Genomic DNA, 20,176 nt, shown 5'->3' on the forward strand with positions numbered 1-20,176 from the left:
AGCAATCTCCTTCCGGGTGGGAGCGCGGATGAAACTCCAAGTGAGGGCTATGCAACCCAATATGATTGACGGGGGAGCCCGAAGCAACGGCGGTACCGGTAAAAATCATCGCCCGGCCCCTGCGATGCGAGAGTGTTCGGCGATTCAGCGATAGCGATTGCCGCCGGCGTCCGCCTCCGAGAACTGCCACGCCGCGCCGCGGATCCATCCCACGGCCACGGGAGCATGGATTTCGTAGGGCCGTCCATCAGCCGGCTAGGATCTGCAAGACATGGGCCAAGGCCGCCATTCGCAGTCCGCTCTAAGTAGAACCTCCTTCTACTGAGAGCGTACGACCTTTCCACGTACTCGTGCGAGTGAAGGAGATCACTGGCCCACTTGCGGAAGCAGAGTACTGACGTGGCCCTCCGCATCGCTGCTACCGCTGGTTCAGCTCCGGCCGAGCATATAAAACTCGTCATTCGGCCGCATATTAGTGACGTTGGCGAGCCGGTTCGACATGCCGAAGAAGGCGGCGATCGCAGCGATGTCCCAGACATCCTCCTCGTCGAAACCATGAGTCTTGAGAACTCCAATGTCGGTCTCGCCCACCGCATAGGCCTCGACGGCCACCCTCACGGCGAAATCGAGCATTGCTCTCTGCCGGTCGGAGATGTCCGCCTTCCGGTAGTTGGCAGCGATCTGGTCGGCGATCAGCGGGTCCTTGGCACGGATGCGCAAGATCGCCCCATGCGCGACGACACAGTATTGGCACTGATTGATGCCGCTCGTCGCAACGACGATCATTTCGCGCTCAGCCTTGGTGAGATTGCCGGGCTTGTCCATCAATGCGTCGTGATAAGCGAAAAAGGCGCGAAACTCGTCCGGTCGATGGGCCAGCACCAGAAAGACGTTAGGAACAAAACCCGATTTCTCCTGGACCGTGAGAATGCGAGAGCGGATATCGTCCGGCAGGTTGGCGACATCGGGAACAGGGAAACGGCTGATTGGATGCTGGCTCAAAGTAATACCTCGGTTACGGGCCTCGAAATGGTGGAGCGGCGCTCCCGGCAACCCCGTTGCCGCGGTCAGCATAATCGGTCTGGAACCTACAGCGAACGTATTTTAGGCTATCCTGAAGGAGATTGCCGATGAGCGTTCAGCATTCCGCGTCCAGCGAACCCATTCTGCTGCATGACAACCAGGGCGGCTTCGTCACCCTGACACTCAATCGGCCGGCTCAGTTCAATGCATTGTCTGAGGAGATGCTGACAGCGCTGCAAACGGCACTCGATGGGCTCGCCGAGGACGAAACAGTCCGCTGCGTCGTACTCGCCGGGGCAGGCAAAGCGTTCTGTGCGGGCCACGACCTCAAGCAGATGCGTGCTTATCCGAACCAGGGGTATTATGAAACTCTGTTCGCGCAGTGCAGCCGGGTCATGCAGAGCATCGTGAGTCTGCCTGTGCCAGTGATCGCCCGTGTGCAGGGGATGGCGACAGCGGCAGGCTGCCAGCTTGTGGCGACCTGCGACCTTGCCGTCGCTGCGGAAAGCGCCACCTTTGCGGTCTCTGGCATCAATGTCGGCCTCTTCTGCTCGACGCCCGCCGTGGCGCTCTCCCGCAATGTCGCCCCCAAGCACGCCTTCGACATGCTGGTCACGGGCCGCTTCATTACGGCGGCCGATGCCTTGTCCTATGGCCTTGTCAACCGGGTCGCGCCGGATGCCGACCTTGATTCGGTGGTCTCGACGCTCACGGCGGAGATTGGATCGAAGAGTCCCGTCGCGATCCGGACGGGTAAGGCCATGTTCAGTCGGCAACGCTCCATGAGCCTGGAAGACGCCTATGCATATGCGGCGCAGGTCATGGCCTGCAACATGATGGCGGAGGATGCCGCAGAGGGCATCGATGCGTTCATCGAAAAGCGCAAGCCGGTCTGGAGGGGGCGCTGAGCGTCAGTCGCTCCCTGCCACATTGCCGGGCGTCTGGCCGGCGCGCGCCAGTTCACGTAGCCGGAACTTCTGGATCTTGCCGGTGGACGTCTTCGGGATCTCCGCAAAGACAATAGTGCGTGGGCATTTGAACGACGCGAGATGTCGCCTGCACCAAGCGATCAGATCCTCCGCGGAGACTAGCTCGCCCGGCTTGATCTCCACGAAGGCGCAGGGCGTTTCGCCCCATTTCTCGTCCGGCATGGCGACGACCGCAGCCGCCTGGACCGCGGGGTGCTTGTAGAGCGCATCCTCCACCTCGATGGAGGAGATATTCTCGCCGCCGGAGATGATGATGTCCTTGGATCGGTCCTTAAGCTGAATATAGCCGTCGGGATGCTTCACACCGAGGTCTCCCGAATGAAACCAGCCGCCCTCGAAGGCCTTTGCGGATGCGGCAGGATTTTTCAGGTAGCCCTTCATCACAACGTTGCCACGGAACATAACCTCCCCCAATGTCGCGCCGTCGGCCGGAACCGGCTGCATCGTCCTCGGGTCGAGCACATCGAGAGCCTCAAGCACTGGATAGCGCACGCCTTGACGAGCCTTCATGGCTGCGTACTCCGCGGCATCGAGACGATCCCAATCCCGATGCCATTCGTTGACGACGGCAGGGCCGTAGACCTCCGTCAGGCCATAGAGGTGGGCCACGTCGAACCCAGCCTTTTTCATGGCGGCGAGCACCGCCTCGGGCGGCGGAGCCGCCGCCGTCAGGAATTTGACCGTGCTGAGCAGAGGTCGCTTCTCTCCGACCGAGGCGTTGAGAAGCGTCGACATCACGATAGGAGCTCCGCACAGATGGGTGACCCCGTGGTCGGCAATAGCATCGTACATTGGCTTGGCCCGAACGGCACGAAGACAGATGTGAGTGCCTGCGACGATGGATAGGGACCACGGAAAGCACCAGCCGTTGCAGTGGAACATGGGCAGAGTCCACAAGTAGACCGGATGCTGGCCCATTCCACTGGTGATGATATTGCCCATGGCGAGTAGGTAGGCGCCACGGTGATGATAGACGACGCCTTTGGGGTCCCCCGTTGTCCCAGAGGTATAGTTCAGAGCAATGGCATCCCATTCGTCCCGGGGCATGCTCCAGGCAAAATTCGGATCGCCTCCAGCTACGAAGGCCGCGTACTCGATGGTACCCAAATGCTCGCCTGAGCCAGTGAATTCTGGATCGTCATAGTCGATAATGAGTGGCTTGACGGATGCCAGGTCCAGGGCTGCCTTCACGATGGCCGAGAACTCCCGGTCTGTGATCAGGATCTTTGCGCCGCTGTGCTCCAGGGAGAAGGCGATGATCCTGGCATCGAGGCGGGTATTGAGGGTATTGAGCACTGCACCCACCATCGGCACGCCATAGTGGCACTCGAGCATGGCGGGCGTGTTGGGCAGCAGCACCGCGACTGTATCACCGCGCCCGACGCCTTGTCGCGATAGGGCAGAAGCAAGGCGTCGGGCGCGACTATAGAAGTCGCGATAATTGCGCCTCAAGGAGCCATGGATGATGGCCGTCTGGTCCGGATGCACGCTGGCGGCCCGTTCCAGGAAGGTAAGGGGCGTCAGAGGCTGGAAGTTCGCCGGGTTCTTGTCGAGATCAGTATCGTAAACGGTCAGGGGCACAGCCGCTTTCTCCAGTCCCAAGCTGCGATTATGTCCCGAGATAGTCGAGGCTGGCTACCCCGCTCAGGAGCGGTTCAGACGGGCATTCGGGCTGGCGTTGTCCGGACCGACGAAGGCCTTGGCACCTCAAGTAGGGGCGTTGTTCTATGGACGCACCTCGAAGTCGCCAAAGGCTGCTACGAAGGAGGTCGGCTTGATGACTCGATCGAGTGGGACTTGTCTTTCCAGGCTTTGATAGCGACAAATCCGCACGAAATAATACTTCTCACGAACAAGCTATTGAATATACAGAGAAAATCTTATCATATCGAGCGATAGCTTATGCGGCTGCGACACTCGCGTCGTTCGCTGTCTAAAGCAGGGTGAGGGCACCATGGGCCGCCATCGGGAGTTTGACGTCGACGAAGCTTTGTGCACGGCACTCCAGCTTTTTCGACGCAAGGGATATGAAGGCACATCCATATCCGACCTCACGGAGGCGATGGGCATCACCCGTCCGAGCCTTTACGCCGCATTCGGCAACAAGGAAGACCTGTTCCGCAAGACCCTGGATCTCTACGAGCGCCGGCACCTGTGCTTCATGCATGATGCGCTTCAGGCATCGACGGCGCGGGAGGCAGTGAGGAAACTTCTGCGGAGTTACGTCGATGTCCTCACCGATCCCTCGAATCCTCCAGGCTGCCTTGGTGTCAATGGTGCTGTCGCGTGCAGCGAGGCAAGCGCTCCCATCCGCGATGAGCTCATCACGCGTCGGACGATTAACGAGAACAATCTGCGCCTGCGCCTCGAGAAGGCGCGCTCCGAGGGCGACTTTCCCGCCGACGAAGAGCCCGCTGCCTGGGCCGGGTATGTCGTGTCGGTCGGCCTGGGAATGGCGGTAAAGGCTGCCTCCGGGGCGTCGCGTGAGGAACTCTATCGGGTCGTCGATTTTGCCATGCGTGGCTGGCCGGCGGCATAGGATCCAGGTCGGCCCAGCCTGAGGGGCACTCTCTGCCGGAGTGCCCCCACGGGTCTCAATTCACCAATTCCTCCGCCGGACGAGCGGCCGGAATGGCAGTGTCTTCCTCCGGCTGGTGTTTCAGGCGACGGTTACCCGACAGCTTGCGGATCAGAACATAGAAGACCGGCGTCAGAAACAATCCAAATGCCGTCACGCCGATCATGCCCGAGAACACCGCCACACCCATTGCCGAACGCATCTCCGCACCGGCGCCCGTCGATGTCACCAGCGGCACCACACCCATGATGAAGGCGAGCGATGTCATCAGGATCGGACGAAGGCGCAGGCGGCTGGCTTCGATGGCGGCCTCGGCCGGCGTACGGTCCTGAAACTCGAGTTCGCGGGCAAATTCCACGATCAAAATAGCATTTTTGGCGGAGAGACCCACGAGAACGACCAGGCCGATCTGGGTGAATACGTTGTTGTCCCCCGAAGTCAGCCACACGCCGAACAAAGCAGCAAGAAGGGCCAGCGGCACAATCAGGATGATCGAGACAGGCAGCGTCAAGCTTTCATACTGCGCCGCGAGAACCAGGAAAACGAGGAGAATAGCGATGGGAAAGACCAAGATCCCTGAATTGCCTGCGAGAATCTCCTGATAGGTCAAATCAGTCCACTCGGCGCTGAACCCCTTCGACAGGGTCTCGGCCGCGATCCGCTCGACCGCTGCGCGTGCCTGACCGGTCGAGTACCCGGGAGCCGCCTGACCGTTTATATCGGCGGACAGAAATCCGTTGTACCTCATGGCACGCTCCGGTCCCACGCTTGGCTGCATGTTCAGCAATGCGGGGAGCGGGATCATCTCCCCCGTCATGGAGCGCACTTTCAGGAATGCGATGTCCTCTGCACGTGCCCGGAATGGAGCATCCGCCTGGACGCGGACCGAGTAGGTACGTCCAAACTTGTTGAAATCGTTGACATAGAGCGATCCCAGATAGATCTGAAGCGTGCTGAATACGTCCGAGATCGGAACCCCGAGTTGGCGCGCTTTCGCCCTGTCTATATCTGCATAGAGCTGGGGTACGTTGATCGTGAAGCTGGAGAATATACCGGCAAGCTCGGGCGTCGTTGCCGCCTTGCCGAGGAAGTCCTTTGTAGCTCGATCCAGGGCCTCATAGCCAAGTCCAGCCTGATCCTCGATCTGCAGCTTGAAACCGCCGATCGTGCCCAGCCCCTGAACAGGGGGCGGAGGAAACATGGCAACCATGGCCTCAGATATTCCTGCAAACTGTTGATTGAGCTGCCTCGCGATTGCCGCCGCACTGAGGCTCGGATCCCGACGCTCTTCAAACGGCTTTAGAGACAGGAATACCGTTCCGGCATTCGAACTATTTGTGAAACCATTAATCGAGAGGCCGGGAAAGGCGATAGCGTTCTCGACGCCAGGATGCTTCAGCGCAATATCGCCCATCCGCCGTATGACGTCCTCTGTGCGGTCAAGCGTTGCAGCGTCCGGCAGCTGCGCGAACCCAACAAGATATTGCTTGTCCTGCCCGGGAACGAAGCCTCCCGGCAGGATCTTGAACAAGAAGCCCGTCGCGCCCAGCAGGGCGATATAGACGAACAACATCAGGGACTTTGTTGAGATGGCTCGCCGGACACCGCCGCTATAAGCGTCTGATCCTCGCTGAAAGAGGGTGTTGAAGCGGCGGAAGAGCCACCCGAAAAGTCTGTCCATGATCCGCGTGAGCCGGTCTTTAGGCGCATGGTGATCCTGGAGAAGGAGAGCAGCCAGGGCAGGGGACAGAGTTAGCGAGTTGATGGCTGAGATCACGGTCGAGATGGCAATTGTAACGGCGAACTGCTTATAGAATTGTCCGGTCAATCCGCTGATGAACGCGAGCGGGATAAACACTGCAACCAGCACCAGTGCGATCGCAACAATCGGCCCGGAGACTTCCTGCATGGCACGGTAGGCGGCTTGGCGCGGGCTAAGCCCATTCTCGATGTTTCGTTCCACATTCTCGACCACCACGATTGCGTCGTCGACCACGATGCCGATGGCCAGAACCAAGCCGAACAGGCTGAGAGCGTTGATCGAAAAACCGAGAACGTGCAGCACTGCAAAGGTGCCCACGATGGATACAGGGACAGCGGCGAGAGGGATGATCGATGCTCGCCATGTCTGCAAGAAGAGCACGACGACGAGAACGACAAGGAGCACTGCCTCCACCAATGTATGAACCACTGCGTCGATCGAGGCGCGCACGAACTGGGTCGTATCATAGACGATCTGGAAGTCGACTCCCTCCGGCATGTTGGCCTTGATGCTTGCCATCTCCGCCCGAACCTTGTCGGCAATCTCAATCGCGTTTGATCCCGGGGCCTGAAGCACGGGAATTGCGACAGCCGGTTTGTTGTTGAGAAGTGACCGCAGGGCATAATCGGCCGCGCCAAGTTCGACGCGGGCAACATCGCGCAGGCGCGTGATCTCGCCATGCGCTCCAGTCTTGACGATTATGTCGCCGAATTGTTCCTCATCCTGCAGGCGTCCTTGTGCGTTGATCGACAGTTGGTAATCGAGCCCGTGTAGTCCCGGGGAGGCGCCGATGACGCCTGCGGCAGCCTGTACATTCTGAGCGCGGATTTCGTTCACGATATCGCTGGCCGAAAGTCCGTGCTCAGCAATCTTCTGCGGGTCGAGCCAGACCCGCATCGAGTAGTCTCCGGATCCAAACAGAAGCACCTGGCCGACGCCCTGGATTCGAGCCAACCGGTCCTTAACGTTCAATGCAGCATAGTTTCTCAGGTATGTCACGTCATAGCGACTGTCCGGCGAGAGCAGATGGACGACCATCATCAGATCCGGCGAGCTTTTCACCGTTGTGACGCCAAGGCGCCGCACTTCCTCAAGCAGCCGGGGCTCTGCCTGTGATACGCGGTTCTGGACGAGCTGCTGCGCCTTGTCAGGGTCCGTACCGAGCGCGAAAGTGACGGTAAGCGTCATCACCCCATCTGTCGTGGCCTGACTGCTCATGTAGAGCATGCCCTCGACGCCATTGATTGCTTCTTCGATCGGCGCAGCGACTGTCTCGGAAATGACCTTTGGATTCGCCCCGGGGTATTGGGCCCGAACAACGACCTGCGGCGGCACGACCTCGGGATACTCTGAAATCGGAAGAGCTCGAAGAGCCAGCAAGCCGACTACGAAGATGAGGACCGACAGAACTCCGGCAAAGACCGGGCGGTCTATAAAGAATCTGGAAATATTCATGGAAGACGCTTTCAAATCTACCGAAATATGTCAGTCCGCTATGGAAGCGGAGGAACTCCCTGATCGCAGCGATGCAGAGGTGTCCAGAGAGGCAGGTTGGGGCGCGATCAAAGTGCCCGGGCGCACCTTCTGAAGTCCGTCAACGACAATCCGCTCGCCCGCGGCGAGACCGCTTGTCACGATCCGCAGTCCGTCAATGGACGCTCCAGTCGTGATCTCGCGGTAGCTGGCCGTCTGGCCTTGATCGACGACCAGTACGTACTTCTTGTCCTGATCGGTACCTATGGCCCGATCCGGCACAACGAGTGCGGCCGTGGATTTGGCTTGTCCCAAGCGAATGCGGGCAAACTGGCCAGGCATCAAGCGATCGTCCGCATTGTCAAAAACGGCGCGTACGCGCACGGTGCCGCTGCTGCTGTTGACCGTATTGTCGATCAACTGCACCTTACCCAGCGCAGCAGTGGCATTCGGTCCAGAGCGCATCTCCACAGGAATGCTTGAGACATTGACACTGCGGTCACGTCCTGCAGGCAGCGTCTGGAGCGCGCGCAGGACTGCACTCTCATCTGCATCAAAACTCACGTAAATGGGGTCGATCGAGACGAGTGTCGTGAGGACCGGCGCGCTAGCTCCTTCAGTGACAAGGTTGCCTGCGGTGACTTCGATTCTTCCGACACGCCCCGAGATCGGAGCGCGAACCTCAGTGTAAGACAGATTGAGGCGTGCGGACTTTGCAGCAGCATTGGCAGCACTCAGATTGGCTTCGGCCTCGCGGACGTTGTTTGCGCGCGTATCCAGGTCTCTTTGTGTAATTGTCTGATTGGCCGTCATTCTCATGCCCCGGTCGAGCTCGCTGTGAGCAAAGGCGAGCCGTGCCTCTGCTGAGCTGACCTGCGCCTCAGCTCGCTCTACTTCGGTGCGATACGGATCGGGGTCGATTGTGAAGAGAAGGGCGCCTTTCTTGACAAGCGATCCTTCCCGAAAATGAACTGCTTGGATGGTGCCGCCGACACGGGGGCGCAGGTCGACCCGTTCGATGGCTTCGAGCCGACCGGAAAACTCTGCCCACAGCGTAACCTCACGTTTGTCGACGGCGGCGACAGGCGCAGGTGTCGCGGGTTTCGCTGCGCTCGCACTGTCGTGCGAAGATGCGCCGTCGAGCGCTGACCAGATTGCCACGGTGCCAAGACCTACGGCGACCGCGCTGACGGACGCCAGAACCAGAATCCGCAACTTGTAGAAAAATTGCATGGAATGCCCACTGCCAGAAGGAAGTTCGACGCTTCGTGCATCAAATCTATACCAGACGGTACATTACTAATCGGTATGGTTGACCGTCCCTGGTGTCAACCTTTTCGTATCGATCGGTATCGAATTAGGGGGCAAACGCGGCATGAAAAGCGCAGCTATGTGTGGCAGCGCACATCCTCGCTGATATCGTGTTTCATTTCTGGCGCGCCTTGCTCATCCAAATCGAACTGCCGTTGGGCTAACTGTAATAGCCACGGCGATTGGCTGGGTCGGAAATGGGCATGCCGGGGACAAGCTCTGCGGCAGGCCAGGGACAATATCTGCAAGATTGCCCTGCCCACTCAATCGAACTGGCCCCGACCGCCGTCGCGGTTGCTGCTGCAAGCGCACCGCCAAGCACTTCTGAAACGGCACAGCCCGCAAGGAAGCGACGCGGGACCACAGGGCTCCCCGCAAGACTTTGCATAATTTAAATGCGGACGGCGCTACGTCGTTCCGATCGAGAGCGGTAATCAATTTAATGAACGTGTCTAGGAGATTAGTTTTCCAAATGTAAATGATGAACAGAAGATGAATGAATACTATGGAAACGCTTCCAGCATTTTCGTTCCCAATGTCTATAAGCTTAGCCGAAGATAGGACGTGGGGGTAAAGTTTGAAACGACTTCCGAACTTGTGCGTTAAATGGCCGTCGAGCAACGAGCTCGAGATGCATTCTAGGAGTAAGCACATGTCGAAGAAAATTCTTCTTGCCAGTGTGGTTCTCGCTACGCTCGTCCCTGCTGGTGCCTTCGCTCAATCGGGCGGCGCCGCGGCCGGTGCTGCCACGGGCGCAGTGGGTGGGGCCATCGTCGGCGGGCCTGTCGGTGCTGCGGTGGGTGGTGTCACCGGCGCCATCGTGGGCGGTATCGCCGACCAGCAACAGCCGGAATTCCGCCAGTACGTTATGACCCAGAAGGTCCCTTCCTACACATACAAGGAAGAGGTTCATGTTGGTGCTGTACTGCCCGAGTCGGGCGTAACTCTCTATGACGTCCCCACCCAGTACAAGGTGAAGGGCTATCGCTACACTGTGGTCAACAACACCCCGGTTCTTGTCGAGCCAAAAAGTCGTAAAATTGTGCAGGTCATTCACTAAGCTTGAATGAGATCAACGAAGGGCGGCTCAATGCCGCCCTTTTGTTTGATGCTCCTATGCTGACTGCCCCAGGAGGTAGCACCGAATAGCAGGGCCTCCCCCAGCAAATGCAAGATAAGCTCAACCGTGATCATAGGGACGGGCATGGCCGAAATCATTGCATTCAAGGACATGAAAATCACTGCGAAGCAGCGTGAGATCCTGGCGTTATTCAAGCCCGGTCAGTCCTGCGAAGCCGAAGCGCACCGAACCAGGACGGCGTTTAACTTCCCCAGTGGCCGCCCCGGCATTTCGGGCAATCTCGGAGACCTTTTCGAACAGGCGTGCGCGGTCGTCACGCGACATCACGAAGGAGACCCCAAGGTGCCGAAGGTTGTATCGGAAAAATGTGTCGAGTTGCTTCAGGCGCTCACGGAGCACGCCAAACCGGAATAAACCTCCAGACTGCCGCAGTTGCTGATCGCTGTGCATCATCAGGGTTCCGCACTTCCTGCCTTCCCGTTCGGTCGCCCTTCGGCGATATCTCCAGCGCGTAAGCGCGCTTCAATCCAAGCTGCCTCCTTCCGCAGAAGTGGGACCAACTCGCGTTGGCGCGTTTCGGTTAACCGGCTTTCGATTGCAGCAATCGAGAGTGCGCCAGCGGGCCTGCCATCCGCTCCGCAGATTGCGATGCCGATTGCCCATGAGTCGGAGAGAATGAGGCCCGGGTTGACCGCGTAGCCTCGTGCTCGTGTCTCCTGAACGAGCCCGCGAAGCATATCCGGTGAGAATCGCGGATACTTCTGGGCCAATAGGTCGGCATTTGCAGCAAGAATTTCCTCTACATCCCTATCGGGCAGAGTCGCCAGCAATGCCAGGCTCCCGGCCCCTACGCCGAGCGGATGTCTGTCCCCCGCATGAAGGGCATGGATACGGATCGGATAGGGTCCCTCTTCGCGATGCACACAGATAGAGTAGACATCGCGGGGAACCGAGAGGAAAGCGGTGTCGCCGGTCTCCTGGCTCAGCCGGGCGAGAGAGCGAAGCGAGATCGAGTGTATGCCGAACCGTGCACTAGCAAGCGTCCCCAGAACGTAGATCTCCGGTCCGATATAATATCGGCGGCTTTTCTGATCTTGATCCAAGAGGCCGGCGCGCACGAGCGCGAGAAGCATCCGGCGTACAGTCGGCTTTGGCAGGTTGCATTGCTCGACGAGGTGGGAGAGCCTAGCTCCCGTCGGGCCAGCCCGCCCCACAAGAAGCAGCAATGTTGCGGCGCGATCAATCGCCTGGGCTCCACTTGACGCTGGATCACTGGTCCCCTGCACGACGATCTTGGCCGAAGTCGACTTCGGATGTTCCAGCATATGGACCCTCAGCGGCACGCTGATTATGCGCTCCTCTAAGGCGGAAATTTTCATTTGACAAGCAAAGGCGCCAGAGTGCCTCCTGATGCAATCGGCAAAACCGCCCGCTAAGCGGCGTAGAAATATTCAGGGTCCGATATGTGGACCTATCGAGGAAACGTGAGAGTCCTGCGGGCTCCGGACCAGGAGGGTTATATGATTCTGTCTCGTCGCCGGCTATTGACTGTCGGCTCAACTGCTTTTGCCGGTGCCGTAATCGGCGCGCCGTTCGTTGCACGCGCTCAGCAGGCCGAGTTTACCTATAAGTATGCGAACAACCTGCCTGAAACGCATCCGATGAACCTGCGGGCGCGGGAGATGGCTGAGGCGATCAAAGCAGAGACCAACGGCCGTTTTGACCTCCAGATCTTCCCGAATAGCCAGCTCGGGTCGGACACAGATACGCTCAGCCAAGTGCGCTCGGGCGGGGTCGAATTTTTCACGCTGTCCGGCCTCATCCTGTCGACGCTCGTGCCTGCAGCATCCATCAACGGCGTGGGCTTCGCTTTCCCGAACTACGAAGCCGTCTGGAAGGCCATGGACGGCGATCTCGGAGCCTATGTCCGCGGACAGATCGCCAAGGCCAATCTCGTTGCCATGGACAAGATCTGGGACAACGGCTTCCGACAGACAACCTCCTCCACGAAGCCGATCAATACGCCCGACGATTTGAAAGGATTCAAGATCCGGGTGCCTGTCTCGCCGCTCTGGACGTCCATGTACAAAGCCTTCGAGTCCGCTCCGACCTCCATCAACTTCAACGAAGTCTACTCCTCCCTCCAGACGAAGGTCGTCGAGGGGCAGGAGAATCCACTCGCCATCATCTCGACAGCGAAACTATATGAGGTGCAGAAATACTGTTCGCTCACAAACCATATGTGGGATGGGTTCTGGTTCCTGGCCAACCGCCGCGCCTGGGAGCGGCTTCCTGAGGACGTGCAGGCCATTGCGGCTAAGCACATCAATGCCGCGGCCGTAAAGGAGCGCGATGATGTCGCAAAACTCAATGCAAACCTTCAACAGGAGCTTGCCGCGAAGGGCCTAAGCTTCAACCAGCCCAATTCCGCTCCTTTCCGGGATAAGCTGCGCCAAGCCGGGTTCTACGCCGAGTGGAAGGGCAAGTATGGCGACGAAGCCTGGGCCATTCTCGAAAAATCCGTCGGCAAGCTCGTGTAATGGCAATGGCCCACACCCAGACCCATCCTGGCAGGGCAGACCCAATCGCGGAAAGTTCTACCCCATCCCGCCGCCGTTCCTGGATAGCATCGCTTGATGCTATTCTCGGTGCGGCTGTCGAAATCCCGGTTGCGATTCTCGTCGCAACCGAGATTGTAATTCTATTTGCGGGCGTGGTGGCTCGCTTCGTCCTGCATCAGCCGCTTGTGTGGTCGGACGAATTGGCTTCGATCCTGTTTCTCTGGCTTGCCATGCTAGGCGCTGTCGTCGCCTTTCGCCGTAACGAGCACATGCGGATGACGGCGATCGTCAGCAGGGCATCGCCTCAAGTTCGTGCCTTCCTTGACGTATTCGCAATCGGGGCGGCTCTGGCATTCCTTCTGCTGATTGCCTGGCCGGCACTTGAATATGCTCAGGAGGAGACTTTCATTACCACGCCGGCGCTGGAAATCACCAACGCGTGGCGTGCCGCTGCCCTGCCGATCGGCATTGGACTCATGGCAGCATTCGCTGTGATGCGGCTTTTCAGTGTCGGGTCTTCGCGAACCGTTGCGATGGCTCTCGGGGCGGTCGTTGCGATCATGGCGATCTTCTGGATCGCAGAGCCCCTCTTTCGTCAACTTGGCAATCTCAACCTCGTCATCTTCTTCGTGGGCGTCGTCGCTGCATCAGTGCTGGCAGGAGTTCCCATCGCCTTTGCTTTCGGGCTTGCGATCTTCGGCTACCTGACCCTGACCACGCATACGCCACTCATGGTTCTCGTCGGTCGCATGGATGAGGGCATGTCGCATCTCATCCTTCTGGCCGTACCGCTCTTCGTCTTCCTCGGCCTTTTGATCGAGATGACGGGGATGGCACGGGCCATGGTCGCTTTTCTGGCAAGCCTCCTGGGACACGTACGAGGGGGGCTCCACTATGTACTCGTCGGAGCAATGTATCTGGTCTCAGGTATCTCAGGCGCAAAAGCTGCAGACATGGCGGCCGTTGCCCCTGTTCTCTTCCCCGAAATGAAAAAGCGCGGTGCCAAGCCAGGCGACCTGGTGGCCCTGCTTTCCGCAACGGGTGCACAGACCGAGACGATTCCACCAAGCCTCGTCCTCATCACGATCGGGTCGGTTACTGGAGTTTCGATTGCCGCACTTTTCACAGGCGGGCTTCTGCCCGGTGTCGTCCTTGCCATTACTCTCTGCCTGGTCGTCTGGTGGCGGTATCGGAAGGAAGATCTCAGCCATGTCCAACGCGCAACCAAGAGAGAAATCGGACGCACGTTCATCATCGCTGTTCCGGCGATTGCACTACCCTTCGTGATTCGCGCTGCCGTAGTCGAGGGTGTCGCCACGGCGACCGAAGTCTCGACGATCGGCATCGTATATGCCATCGCCATTGGGCTTGTCATATATCGCCAGTTCGACTGGACGAGGCTGAAGCCAATGCTGGTCGATACGGCCTGCCTGTCAGGCGCGATCCTGCTCATTATTGGAACAGCGACAGGAATGGCGTGGGGACTGACGCAGTCCGGCTTCTCTCGATCCCTTGCTGCGGCCATGACGGGTCTTCCCGGTGGAGCGGTCACCTTCATGGGTGTGTCGATCATTGCCTTCGTCATCCTGGGCTCGGTTTTGGAAGGCATCCCCGCGATCGTGCTCTTCGGACCTCTCCTTTTTCCGATTGCGCGCGCGGTCGGCATTCACGAGGTTCACTATGCAATGGTCGTCATTCTCGCGATGGGTATCGGCCTGTTCGCCCCACCATTCGGGGTGGGATACTATGCTGCTTGCGCGATAGGTCGGGTCGAACCGGCGGAAGGCATGAAACCCATCTTGGGGTACATGCTCGCCCTTCTCGTCGGCACCGTCATCGTGGCTGCCGTGCCGTGGATCTCGATCGGCTTTCTTCCGTGAGACGACCATGGCCTTCCTCTGGCGATGAATGGCCGTGTGAAGTGCCATTCACGGACGCGAGGCTTGCGATGGTCGTTCTCAGATGTCCGGCGGTTGTTGCCGACAAGGTGTTCATTCTGGAGAGCTGCCAATGACTGCGTCCATTCCAGCTCCTGCGAGCGGGATTTCTCCCGTGCAAAAACGGGTCATGAACCTGTCCCATTTTCTGCGTCAGGCAGCGCAACGCCATCGCGACGATATAGGCCTTGTCTGGGGCGACAGAGCCTGGACCTGGGCGGAACTCGACCAGCGTGTAGATGCAATGGCGACGGGGCTCGCTGCCTCTGGTGTACAGAAAGGTGATCGAGTCCTTGTGCAGTCAAAGAACTGCAATCAGATGTTTGAGTCGATGTTTGCCTGCTTCCGCATCGGCGCGGTTTGGGTGCCGACGAACTTTCGCCAGACGCCGGACGAGGTGGCCTACCTTGGCCAAGCAAGTGGCGCATCGGCCATGATATCCCATTGCGAGTTCCCAGAGCACGTCAAGGCTGCACGCGAGGCCGCTCCCTCCATTCGGTCCGTTGTCTCAATCGGCGCGTCCGAATTCGGCGACGACTACGATTCCCTCGTCGCACGATATATGGGACGGTCCTCTCCTGAGGCATCCGTCGTGCATGACGATCCATGCTGGTTCTTCTTCACCTCGGGCACGACCGGTCGTCCCAAGGCTGCGGTCCTTACCCATGGCCAAATGGCGTTTGTCGTGACGAACCATCTTTGCGATCTGATGCCTGGCACTACCTACCGGGATGCCTCACTCGTAGTTGCGCCGCTATCGCACGGAGCAGGCGTTCATCAGCTCACCCAGGTGGCACGTGGTGCCAAGTCCGTGCTCCCTGCAGGCGATCGATTCGATATCGACGAGGCCTGGAGGCTCGTTGAGAGGTGGCGGATCACGAACATGTTCACCGTTCCCACCATCGTCAAAATGCTAACCGAAAATCCCGCGGTGGATACATATGACCATTCGTCTCTGCGTTATGTAATCTATGCAGGCGCTCCCATGTATCGGGAGGACCAGAAACATGCGCTCAGAAAGCTCGGGAAGGTTCTTGTCCAGTATTTTGGGCTTGGGGAAGTCACGGGGAATATTACGGTGCTGCCGGCCGCGCTGCACGATGCAGAGGATAGGCCTGGAGCGAGGATCGGAACCTGCGGCTACGAGCGAACCGGAATGCAGGTTTCGATCCAGGATGAAAACGGACGCGAGCTAGCGGCGGGGGGTACGGGCGAAATCTGTGTCTGCGGCCCGGCTGTGTTTGCGGGTTACTACAACAATCCGGAAGCCAATGCGAAAGCCTTTCGTGACGGCTGGTTCCGGACAGGTGATTTAGGTCACATGGACGAGGAAGGCTATCTGTACATTACCGGTCGCGCCTCGGACATGTACATTTCGGGCGGGTCTAACGTCTACCCACGGGAGACTGAGGAGAAGATGTTGACGCATCCTGCGATTGCGGAGGTCGCAATCGTGGGAGTTCCCGACAAGACATGGGGAGAGGTCGGTGTCGCGGTTTGTGTCCTTCGAGATCGGGCGAGCCTCAATGAACAGGAGATTCTGGCGTGGCTAGAGGGCAGAGTCGCTCGCTACAAGCTTCCGAAGCGCGTGTTTTTCTGGGATACACTTCCAAGATCCGGCTACGGTAAGATCGCGAAGAAAGATATCCGGGCAGAGCTTGAGGATCGGGGCTGTCTACCGCTCGATCGGCCTGCTCAAGCATCTGGCTAAGCCAGAATTACGGGACCCAAGGATACGCCTGCAAGACAAAGCTGCTGAGCAAATGCGGAGAAAGTCATGTCTCATCAACAGACCGTGTTGGTCACGGGCGGGGCGTCGGGCATTGGACGTGCAATTGTCGAAGCCGTCCTTGCGGAGGGCTGGCGGGCTATTGTTGCGGATTCGAATGGCATTGACCTTGACCATTGCCGTGATCGCCTCGGGCCGTGTGGTGGAAGAGTGCGGTTCGAACAGATGAACGTTGCGGATGAGGATGCGGTCATCCATGCCATTTCAGCGTGTGAAGCCGAATTCGGCCTTCTGACGGGCGTGGTCAATTCAGCCGGGATCGCACGTGATATCCCGGCCCTCGATACCAGCACAGACATTTTCCGGAAGATGCTGGAGGTCAATCTGCTCGGAAGCTTTGTTGTGTCGCGGGAGGTGGCGAAGCGAATGGCCACTCGTGGAACAGGGTCCATTATCAATATTGCCTCCGTCTCGGGTCTCAAGGGGAACGTGGGGCGCGTAGCATATGGCGCTTCAAAAGGAGGGGTTGTCGTCATGACAAAAGTCATGGCGGTCGAGTTGGCTCCCATTGGAATTCGGGTGAATGCAATTGCGCCTGGCCCAATCGAAACACCACTTGTCCAGGAGGTCCATACCGCCGACGTGCGGGCGGGATGGATGGCACGCGTTCCGCAGCGCCGCTACGGTTCACCGGACGAGATCGCCAGCGCGGCTGTTTTTCTTCTCGACAGCCGCAAGTCGAGCTATGTGACAGGGCAAACAATTTGCGTTGACGGAGGATTTGCGATTGCTGGAATCATGGGCAGCGCCGCTTCCGTATCTGCAGCTCCGGCTCCTCTATAGACCGCACGTGATACTGACTGATCGTTTCCATGCGGGCGATCCCCGATGCGGTAGATACAAGTGGAGCCTATGTGATGCACGCCGCTAGCATCGGGCGTCGAGGAGAAGATTGGTGGTTGATCGACTGAAAGGCAAAACGGCTATCGTACTAGGCGCTGGATCCTCCGGGGCCGGATGGGGAAACGGCAAGGCGGCCGCGGTCGCGTACGCACGCGAGGGAGCCCGCGTGGCGTGTATTGATCTCATTCAGGAAGCAGCGGAAGAAACAGCGGCCATCATCAGGCGGGAAGGTGGCGTTGCCATTGCACTTGTGGCGGATGTGACCAGGACAGAGTCAATTCAGGATGCCGTGGCCGAAACGATGGCTGAGTTCGGCCACATCGATATCCTACATAACAATGTCGGTGTGACCCATATAGGGGGCCCCGTGGAACTGAGCGAGGAGAAGTTTGCTGCTGCCCTCAACCTGAACATTGGCTCAGTCTACCGTTCGGCAAAGGCCGTCATTCCGCACATGCTGCGGCAGGGCCGAGGGGTCATCGTCAATATTTCTTCGCTCGCAGCCATCCGATGGACAGGATATCCCTACTTCGCCTATTACGCGACCAAGGCCGCAGTCAACCAAGCGACAGTGGCGCTCGCCATGCAATATGCTCGGAGCGGCATCCGCGCCAATTGCATCATGCCTGGTCTCATTGATACGCCGCTTATCTACACACAGATTTCCGGGCAATACGCCTCGACAGAAGAGATGGTTGCAGCACGAAACGCAGCCGTCCCTATCGGAAAGATGGGAACGGCCTGGGACGTTGCCAACGCTGCTGTCTTTCTGGCGTCGGACGAAGCCCAGTTCATCACCGGGATCTGTCTACCGGTCGATGGCGGACAAAGCTGCGCGGTGTCCGAATTCTCCTGAGAGGCAGGATAGAGATGGCCGGAGGAGTATGAAATGAGCTTTGCAATCGCGAGCGACGGCGTTCGACTCTTCTATGAGTCGATAGGACAAGGCACGCCGATTGTCTTTGTCCATGAATTCGGCGGAAACCATTGGAGTTGGGAACCACAGGTCAGCTACTTTTCCCGAAGGCACCGCTGCATCACCTATGCAGCCCGGGGCTATTCTCCCTCGGATATACCTGAGGCAGTCGATAAATACTCGCAGACGCGCGCTGCCGACGATGTCATCGATGTCATGAATGCAGCGGGGGTCGACAAAGCTCATATTGTGGGCCTTTCGATGGGAGCATTCGCCTGTCTACATGCTGCTCTCCGTCACTCCGACCGTATTCTGTCGGCTGTTGCCGCTGGAGCGGGCTACGGATCGGAGATGGAGCACCAAGATTTCTTCCGCAAAAACTCGGAGGAAGTCGCGCGAGGCTTCGAGGAGCGCGGTGCTCAAGGTTTTGCTCCAGTCTACGCTGAGAGTGCTTCGCGCGTTCAATTCCAAACGAAGGACCCACGCGGCTGGCGCATTTTTGCTGAGAGGCTTGCGAAACATTCCGCTATTGGGGCAGCAAACACCATGCGTGGCGTTCAAATGCGCAGGCCTTCTCTCTATGATCTTAAGAATGAGCTAGCCGCTCTCGAGGTGCCCTTGCTTGTCATTGTCGGCGACGAGGACGATCATTCCATTCAGCCGGGCATCTTCCTGAAGCGGACCGTGCCACGAAGTGGCCTTGCCATGCTCCCGAAGTCCGGTCACACCCTAAACCTGGAAGAGCCGGAAATGTTTAACCGGCTGGTCGCGGAGTTTATTGCTCAGGTGGAGGCCGGACGCTGGGAAACTCGCGATCCACGAGCTGACCCTGCTCAGATCATGCGGACAAACTAGGACCCTGATCGAAGGCGGCACAGAATTTGTATGATGAGAAGTGCACATAACTCCAAGATCAGTGCACAGCTTTGAAAGCTGCAAGATCTTAAGCCCACTCACTCGGCCCTCGGCCGAGGCAACCAAGTAGGGGGGAAATCGAAAATGAGGCGGATTCTTCATCCAGGCCCAATCGCCCCGAACCGAACGACTGCTGTGTCCGATGCGCCGGTTCCATTGAAATTCGTATTGGAGTCAGGTCGGGCTGTGGACGAGGCACTTATCAAGGGATTCGCGGATTCGGGCTGTGTCGGCGGCTTTGTAGAGTTGCAAGGCGGTCGATGCGCTCCGTTCGAGTATGTCATTCCTGCCGCATCTCCAGATGCCAAGCATGCTGCCTGGTACAGCGCAACTATTGAACCCGTCGGTCCGGTGAAAATCGAGCGCGCCTGTGCCATTGTTGGATCGCGTGATGACAAACCATTCATCCATTGTCATGGGCTTTGGACCACGGACGAGGGCCCTCGGATGGGTCATATGCTCGCATCCAGTACGATTGTCGCCGAGCCGATTGAGGCAACGGGAATTGGGACAAGGAATTCGATCTTCAAGGCGTTGCATGATCCAGAGACGAACTTCACCCTGTTTGAACCGGTGGGGGGCTCAAAGGTTCGTGCAGTGCAGTCTGAGCCGCGCGTGGTCCTCGCAAGAGTCCGTCCCAACGAGGATATTGGCCATGCTATTGCGCACATCTGCTCGACCCATGACATACGAGCGGCCCGCATCCATGGTATCGGTAGCCTCAACGGCGTCCACTTCGCCGACGGAACATACCTGAAGTCTTACGCAACGGAAGTCCAGATCTGCGAAGGCAGCGTAATGTATGTCGATGATGAGCTGCAGACGCGGCTCTCTGTCGACGTCGTCAATATGAATGGAGAAATTTTCGCCGGCGAACTCGCGCGTCGGGACAATCCTGTCTGTGTCACTTTTGAGTTGGTGATCCTGGCGATCGAACCCTGAAGCGGCTTGTTTCCGGTCGGCAGCAGGTCGGAGCTCGCACCTGCGCTGCCCAAGTC

Annotated in this window: 16 protein-coding genes; 11 read left to right on the top strand and 5 right to left on the bottom strand. The window is 58.5% G+C overall.

The window, feature by feature from the left end:
• Positions 1-429: 429 nt before the first annotated feature.
• Positions 430-1,002, bottom strand: coding sequence for a peroxidase-related enzyme (locus tag AC522E_RS01070; protein ID WP_500748569.1), 573 nt, complete (start codon positions 1,000-1,002; stop codon positions 430-432).
• Between the two features lie 128 nt (positions 1,003-1,130).
• Between AC522E_RS01070 and AC522E_RS01075 the strand changes: the two genes are divergently transcribed.
• Positions 1,131-1,931: an enoyl-CoA hydratase gene (locus tag AC522E_RS01075; RefSeq protein ID WP_500748570.1), complete on the top strand. Its 801-nt coding sequence runs from the start codon at positions 1,131-1,133 to the stop codon at positions 1,929-1,931.
• Between the two features lie 3 nt (positions 1,932-1,934).
• On the opposite strand, the gene AC522E_RS01080 is transcribed toward AC522E_RS01075, so the two are convergent.
• Positions 1,935-3,593, bottom strand: coding sequence for an acyl-CoA synthetase (locus AC522E_RS01080; RefSeq protein WP_500748571.1), 1,659 nt, complete (start codon positions 3,591-3,593; stop codon positions 1,935-1,937).
• 373 nt (positions 3,594-3,966) lie between these two features.
• On the opposite strand from AC522E_RS01080, the gene AC522E_RS01085 reads away from it, so the two are divergent.
• A complete protein-coding gene (locus AC522E_RS01085) occupies positions 3,967-4,551 on the top strand; it encodes a TetR/AcrR family transcriptional regulator (RefSeq protein WP_500748572.1) in 585 nt (194 codons plus the stop codon).
• Between the two features lie 55 nt (positions 4,552-4,606).
• Here AC522E_RS01085 and AC522E_RS01090 read toward each other — a convergent pair whose 3' ends face one another.
• Positions 4,607-7,807, bottom strand: coding sequence for an efflux RND transporter permease subunit (locus AC522E_RS01090; RefSeq protein WP_500748573.1), 3,201 nt, complete (start codon positions 7,805-7,807; stop codon positions 4,607-4,609).
• Positions 7,808-7,837: 30 nt separating this feature from the next.
• Positions 7,838-9,058: an efflux RND transporter periplasmic adaptor subunit gene (locus AC522E_RS01095; protein ID WP_500748574.1), complete on the bottom strand. Its 1,221-nt coding sequence runs from the start codon at positions 9,056-9,058 to the stop codon at positions 7,838-7,840.
• A 730-nt stretch (positions 9,059-9,788) separates the two neighbouring features.
• On the opposite strand from AC522E_RS01095, the gene AC522E_RS01100 reads away from it, so the two are divergent.
• Positions 9,789-10,196, top strand: a complete 408-nt coding sequence (locus AC522E_RS01100) for a DUF1236 domain-containing protein (protein WP_500748575.1) — start codon at positions 9,789-9,791, stop codon at positions 10,194-10,196.
• A gap of 144 nt (positions 10,197-10,340) precedes the next feature.
• Positions 10,341-10,631 (top strand): hypothetical protein, encoded by a 291-nt coding sequence (locus AC522E_RS01105; RefSeq protein WP_500748576.1) that lies wholly within the window; start codon positions 10,341-10,343, stop codon positions 10,629-10,631.
• A gap of 38 nt (positions 10,632-10,669) precedes the next feature.
• Here the strand turns inward: AC522E_RS01105 and AC522E_RS01110 are convergent, their stop codons facing one another.
• Positions 10,670-11,596, bottom strand: coding sequence for an IclR family transcriptional regulator (locus AC522E_RS01110; protein WP_500748577.1), 927 nt, complete (start codon positions 11,594-11,596; stop codon positions 10,670-10,672).
• Between the two features lie 141 nt (positions 11,597-11,737).
• On the opposite strand from AC522E_RS01110, the gene AC522E_RS01115 reads away from it, so the two are divergent.
• From AC522E_RS01115 to AC522E_RS01145, 7 genes are all read left to right on the top strand, one after another.
• Positions 11,738-12,757 carry a TRAP transporter substrate-binding protein gene (locus tag AC522E_RS01115; protein ID WP_500748578.1) on the top strand — a complete coding sequence of 340 codons (1,020 nt, stop codon included), beginning with the start codon at positions 11,738-11,740 and terminating at the stop codon, positions 12,755-12,757.
• Positions 12,758-12,762: 5 nt separating this feature from the next.
• Complete coding sequence (locus AC522E_RS01120; RefSeq protein WP_500748579.1) at positions 12,763-14,658, top strand: TRAP transporter large permease; 1,896 nt, start codon at positions 12,763-12,765, stop codon at positions 14,656-14,658.
• Positions 14,659-14,788: 130 nt separating this feature from the next.
• A complete protein-coding gene (locus tag AC522E_RS01125) occupies positions 14,789-16,426 on the top strand; it encodes an acyl-CoA synthetase (protein WP_500750546.1) in 1,638 nt (545 codons plus the stop codon).
• 66 nt (positions 16,427-16,492) lie between these two features.
• The gene (locus tag AC522E_RS01130; RefSeq protein ID WP_500748580.1) at positions 16,493-17,287 is read left to right on the top strand and encodes an SDR family NAD(P)-dependent oxidoreductase; all 795 of its coding nucleotides are present in this window, start codon (positions 16,493-16,495) and stop codon (positions 17,285-17,287) included.
• A gap of 112 nt (positions 17,288-17,399) precedes the next feature.
• The gene (locus AC522E_RS01135) at positions 17,400-18,203 is read left to right on the top strand and encodes an SDR family NAD(P)-dependent oxidoreductase (protein WP_500748581.1); all 804 of its coding nucleotides are present in this window, start codon (positions 17,400-17,402) and stop codon (positions 18,201-18,203) included.
• A gap of 33 nt (positions 18,204-18,236) precedes the next feature.
• Positions 18,237-19,118, top strand: coding sequence for an alpha/beta fold hydrolase (locus AC522E_RS01140; RefSeq protein ID WP_500748582.1), 882 nt, complete (start codon positions 18,237-18,239; stop codon positions 19,116-19,118).
• A gap of 144 nt (positions 19,119-19,262) precedes the next feature.
• Complete coding sequence (locus tag AC522E_RS01145; RefSeq protein WP_500748583.1) at positions 19,263-20,120, top strand: PCC domain-containing protein; 858 nt, start codon at positions 19,263-19,265, stop codon at positions 20,118-20,120.
• The last annotated feature ends 56 nt before the right edge of the window (positions 20,121-20,176 follow it).

It is taken from the genome of Microvirga sp. BF8, assembly GCF_059888585.1.

What these genes read in the sequence shown, in the direction of transcription:
- AC522E_RS01075 (WP_500748570.1), top strand. Translation starts at nt 1,131, where the DNA reads ATGAGCGTTCAGCATTCCGCGTCCAGCGAACCCATTCTGCTGCATGAC.
- AC522E_RS01085 (WP_500748572.1), top strand. Translation starts at nt 3,967, where the DNA reads ATGGGCCGCCATCGGGAGTTTGACGTCGACGAAGCTTTGTGCACGGCA.
- AC522E_RS01090 (WP_500748573.1), bottom strand. Translation starts at nt 7,807, where the DNA reads ATGAATATTTCCAGATTCTTTATAGACCGCCCGGTCTTTGCCGGAGTT.
- AC522E_RS01095 (WP_500748574.1), bottom strand. Translation starts at nt 9,058, where the DNA reads ATGCAATTTTTCTACAAGTTGCGGATTCTGGTTCTGGCGTCCGTCAGC.
- AC522E_RS01100 (WP_500748575.1), top strand. Translation starts at nt 9,789, where the DNA reads ATGTCGAAGAAAATTCTTCTTGCCAGTGTGGTTCTCGCTACGCTCGTC.
- AC522E_RS01105 (WP_500748576.1), top strand. Translation starts at nt 10,341, where the DNA reads ATGGCCGAAATCATTGCATTCAAGGACATGAAAATCACTGCGAAGCAG.
- AC522E_RS01110 (WP_500748577.1), bottom strand. Translation starts at nt 11,596, where the DNA reads ATGAAAATTTCCGCCTTAGAGGAGCGCATAATCAGCGTGCCGCTGAGG.
- AC522E_RS01115 (WP_500748578.1), top strand. Translation starts at nt 11,738, where the DNA reads ATGATTCTGTCTCGTCGCCGGCTATTGACTGTCGGCTCAACTGCTTTT.
- AC522E_RS01120 (WP_500748579.1), top strand. Translation starts at nt 12,763, where the DNA reads ATGGCCCACACCCAGACCCATCCTGGCAGGGCAGACCCAATCGCGGAA.
- AC522E_RS01125 (WP_500750546.1), top strand. Translation starts at nt 14,789, where the DNA reads ATGACTGCGTCCATTCCAGCTCCTGCGAGCGGGATTTCTCCCGTGCAA.
- AC522E_RS01130 (WP_500748580.1), top strand. Translation starts at nt 16,493, where the DNA reads ATGTCTCATCAACAGACCGTGTTGGTCACGGGCGGGGCGTCGGGCATT.
- AC522E_RS01140 (WP_500748582.1), top strand. Translation starts at nt 18,237, where the DNA reads ATGAGCTTTGCAATCGCGAGCGACGGCGTTCGACTCTTCTATGAGTCG.
- AC522E_RS01145 (WP_500748583.1), top strand. Translation starts at nt 19,263, where the DNA reads ATGAGGCGGATTCTTCATCCAGGCCCAATCGCCCCGAACCGAACGACT.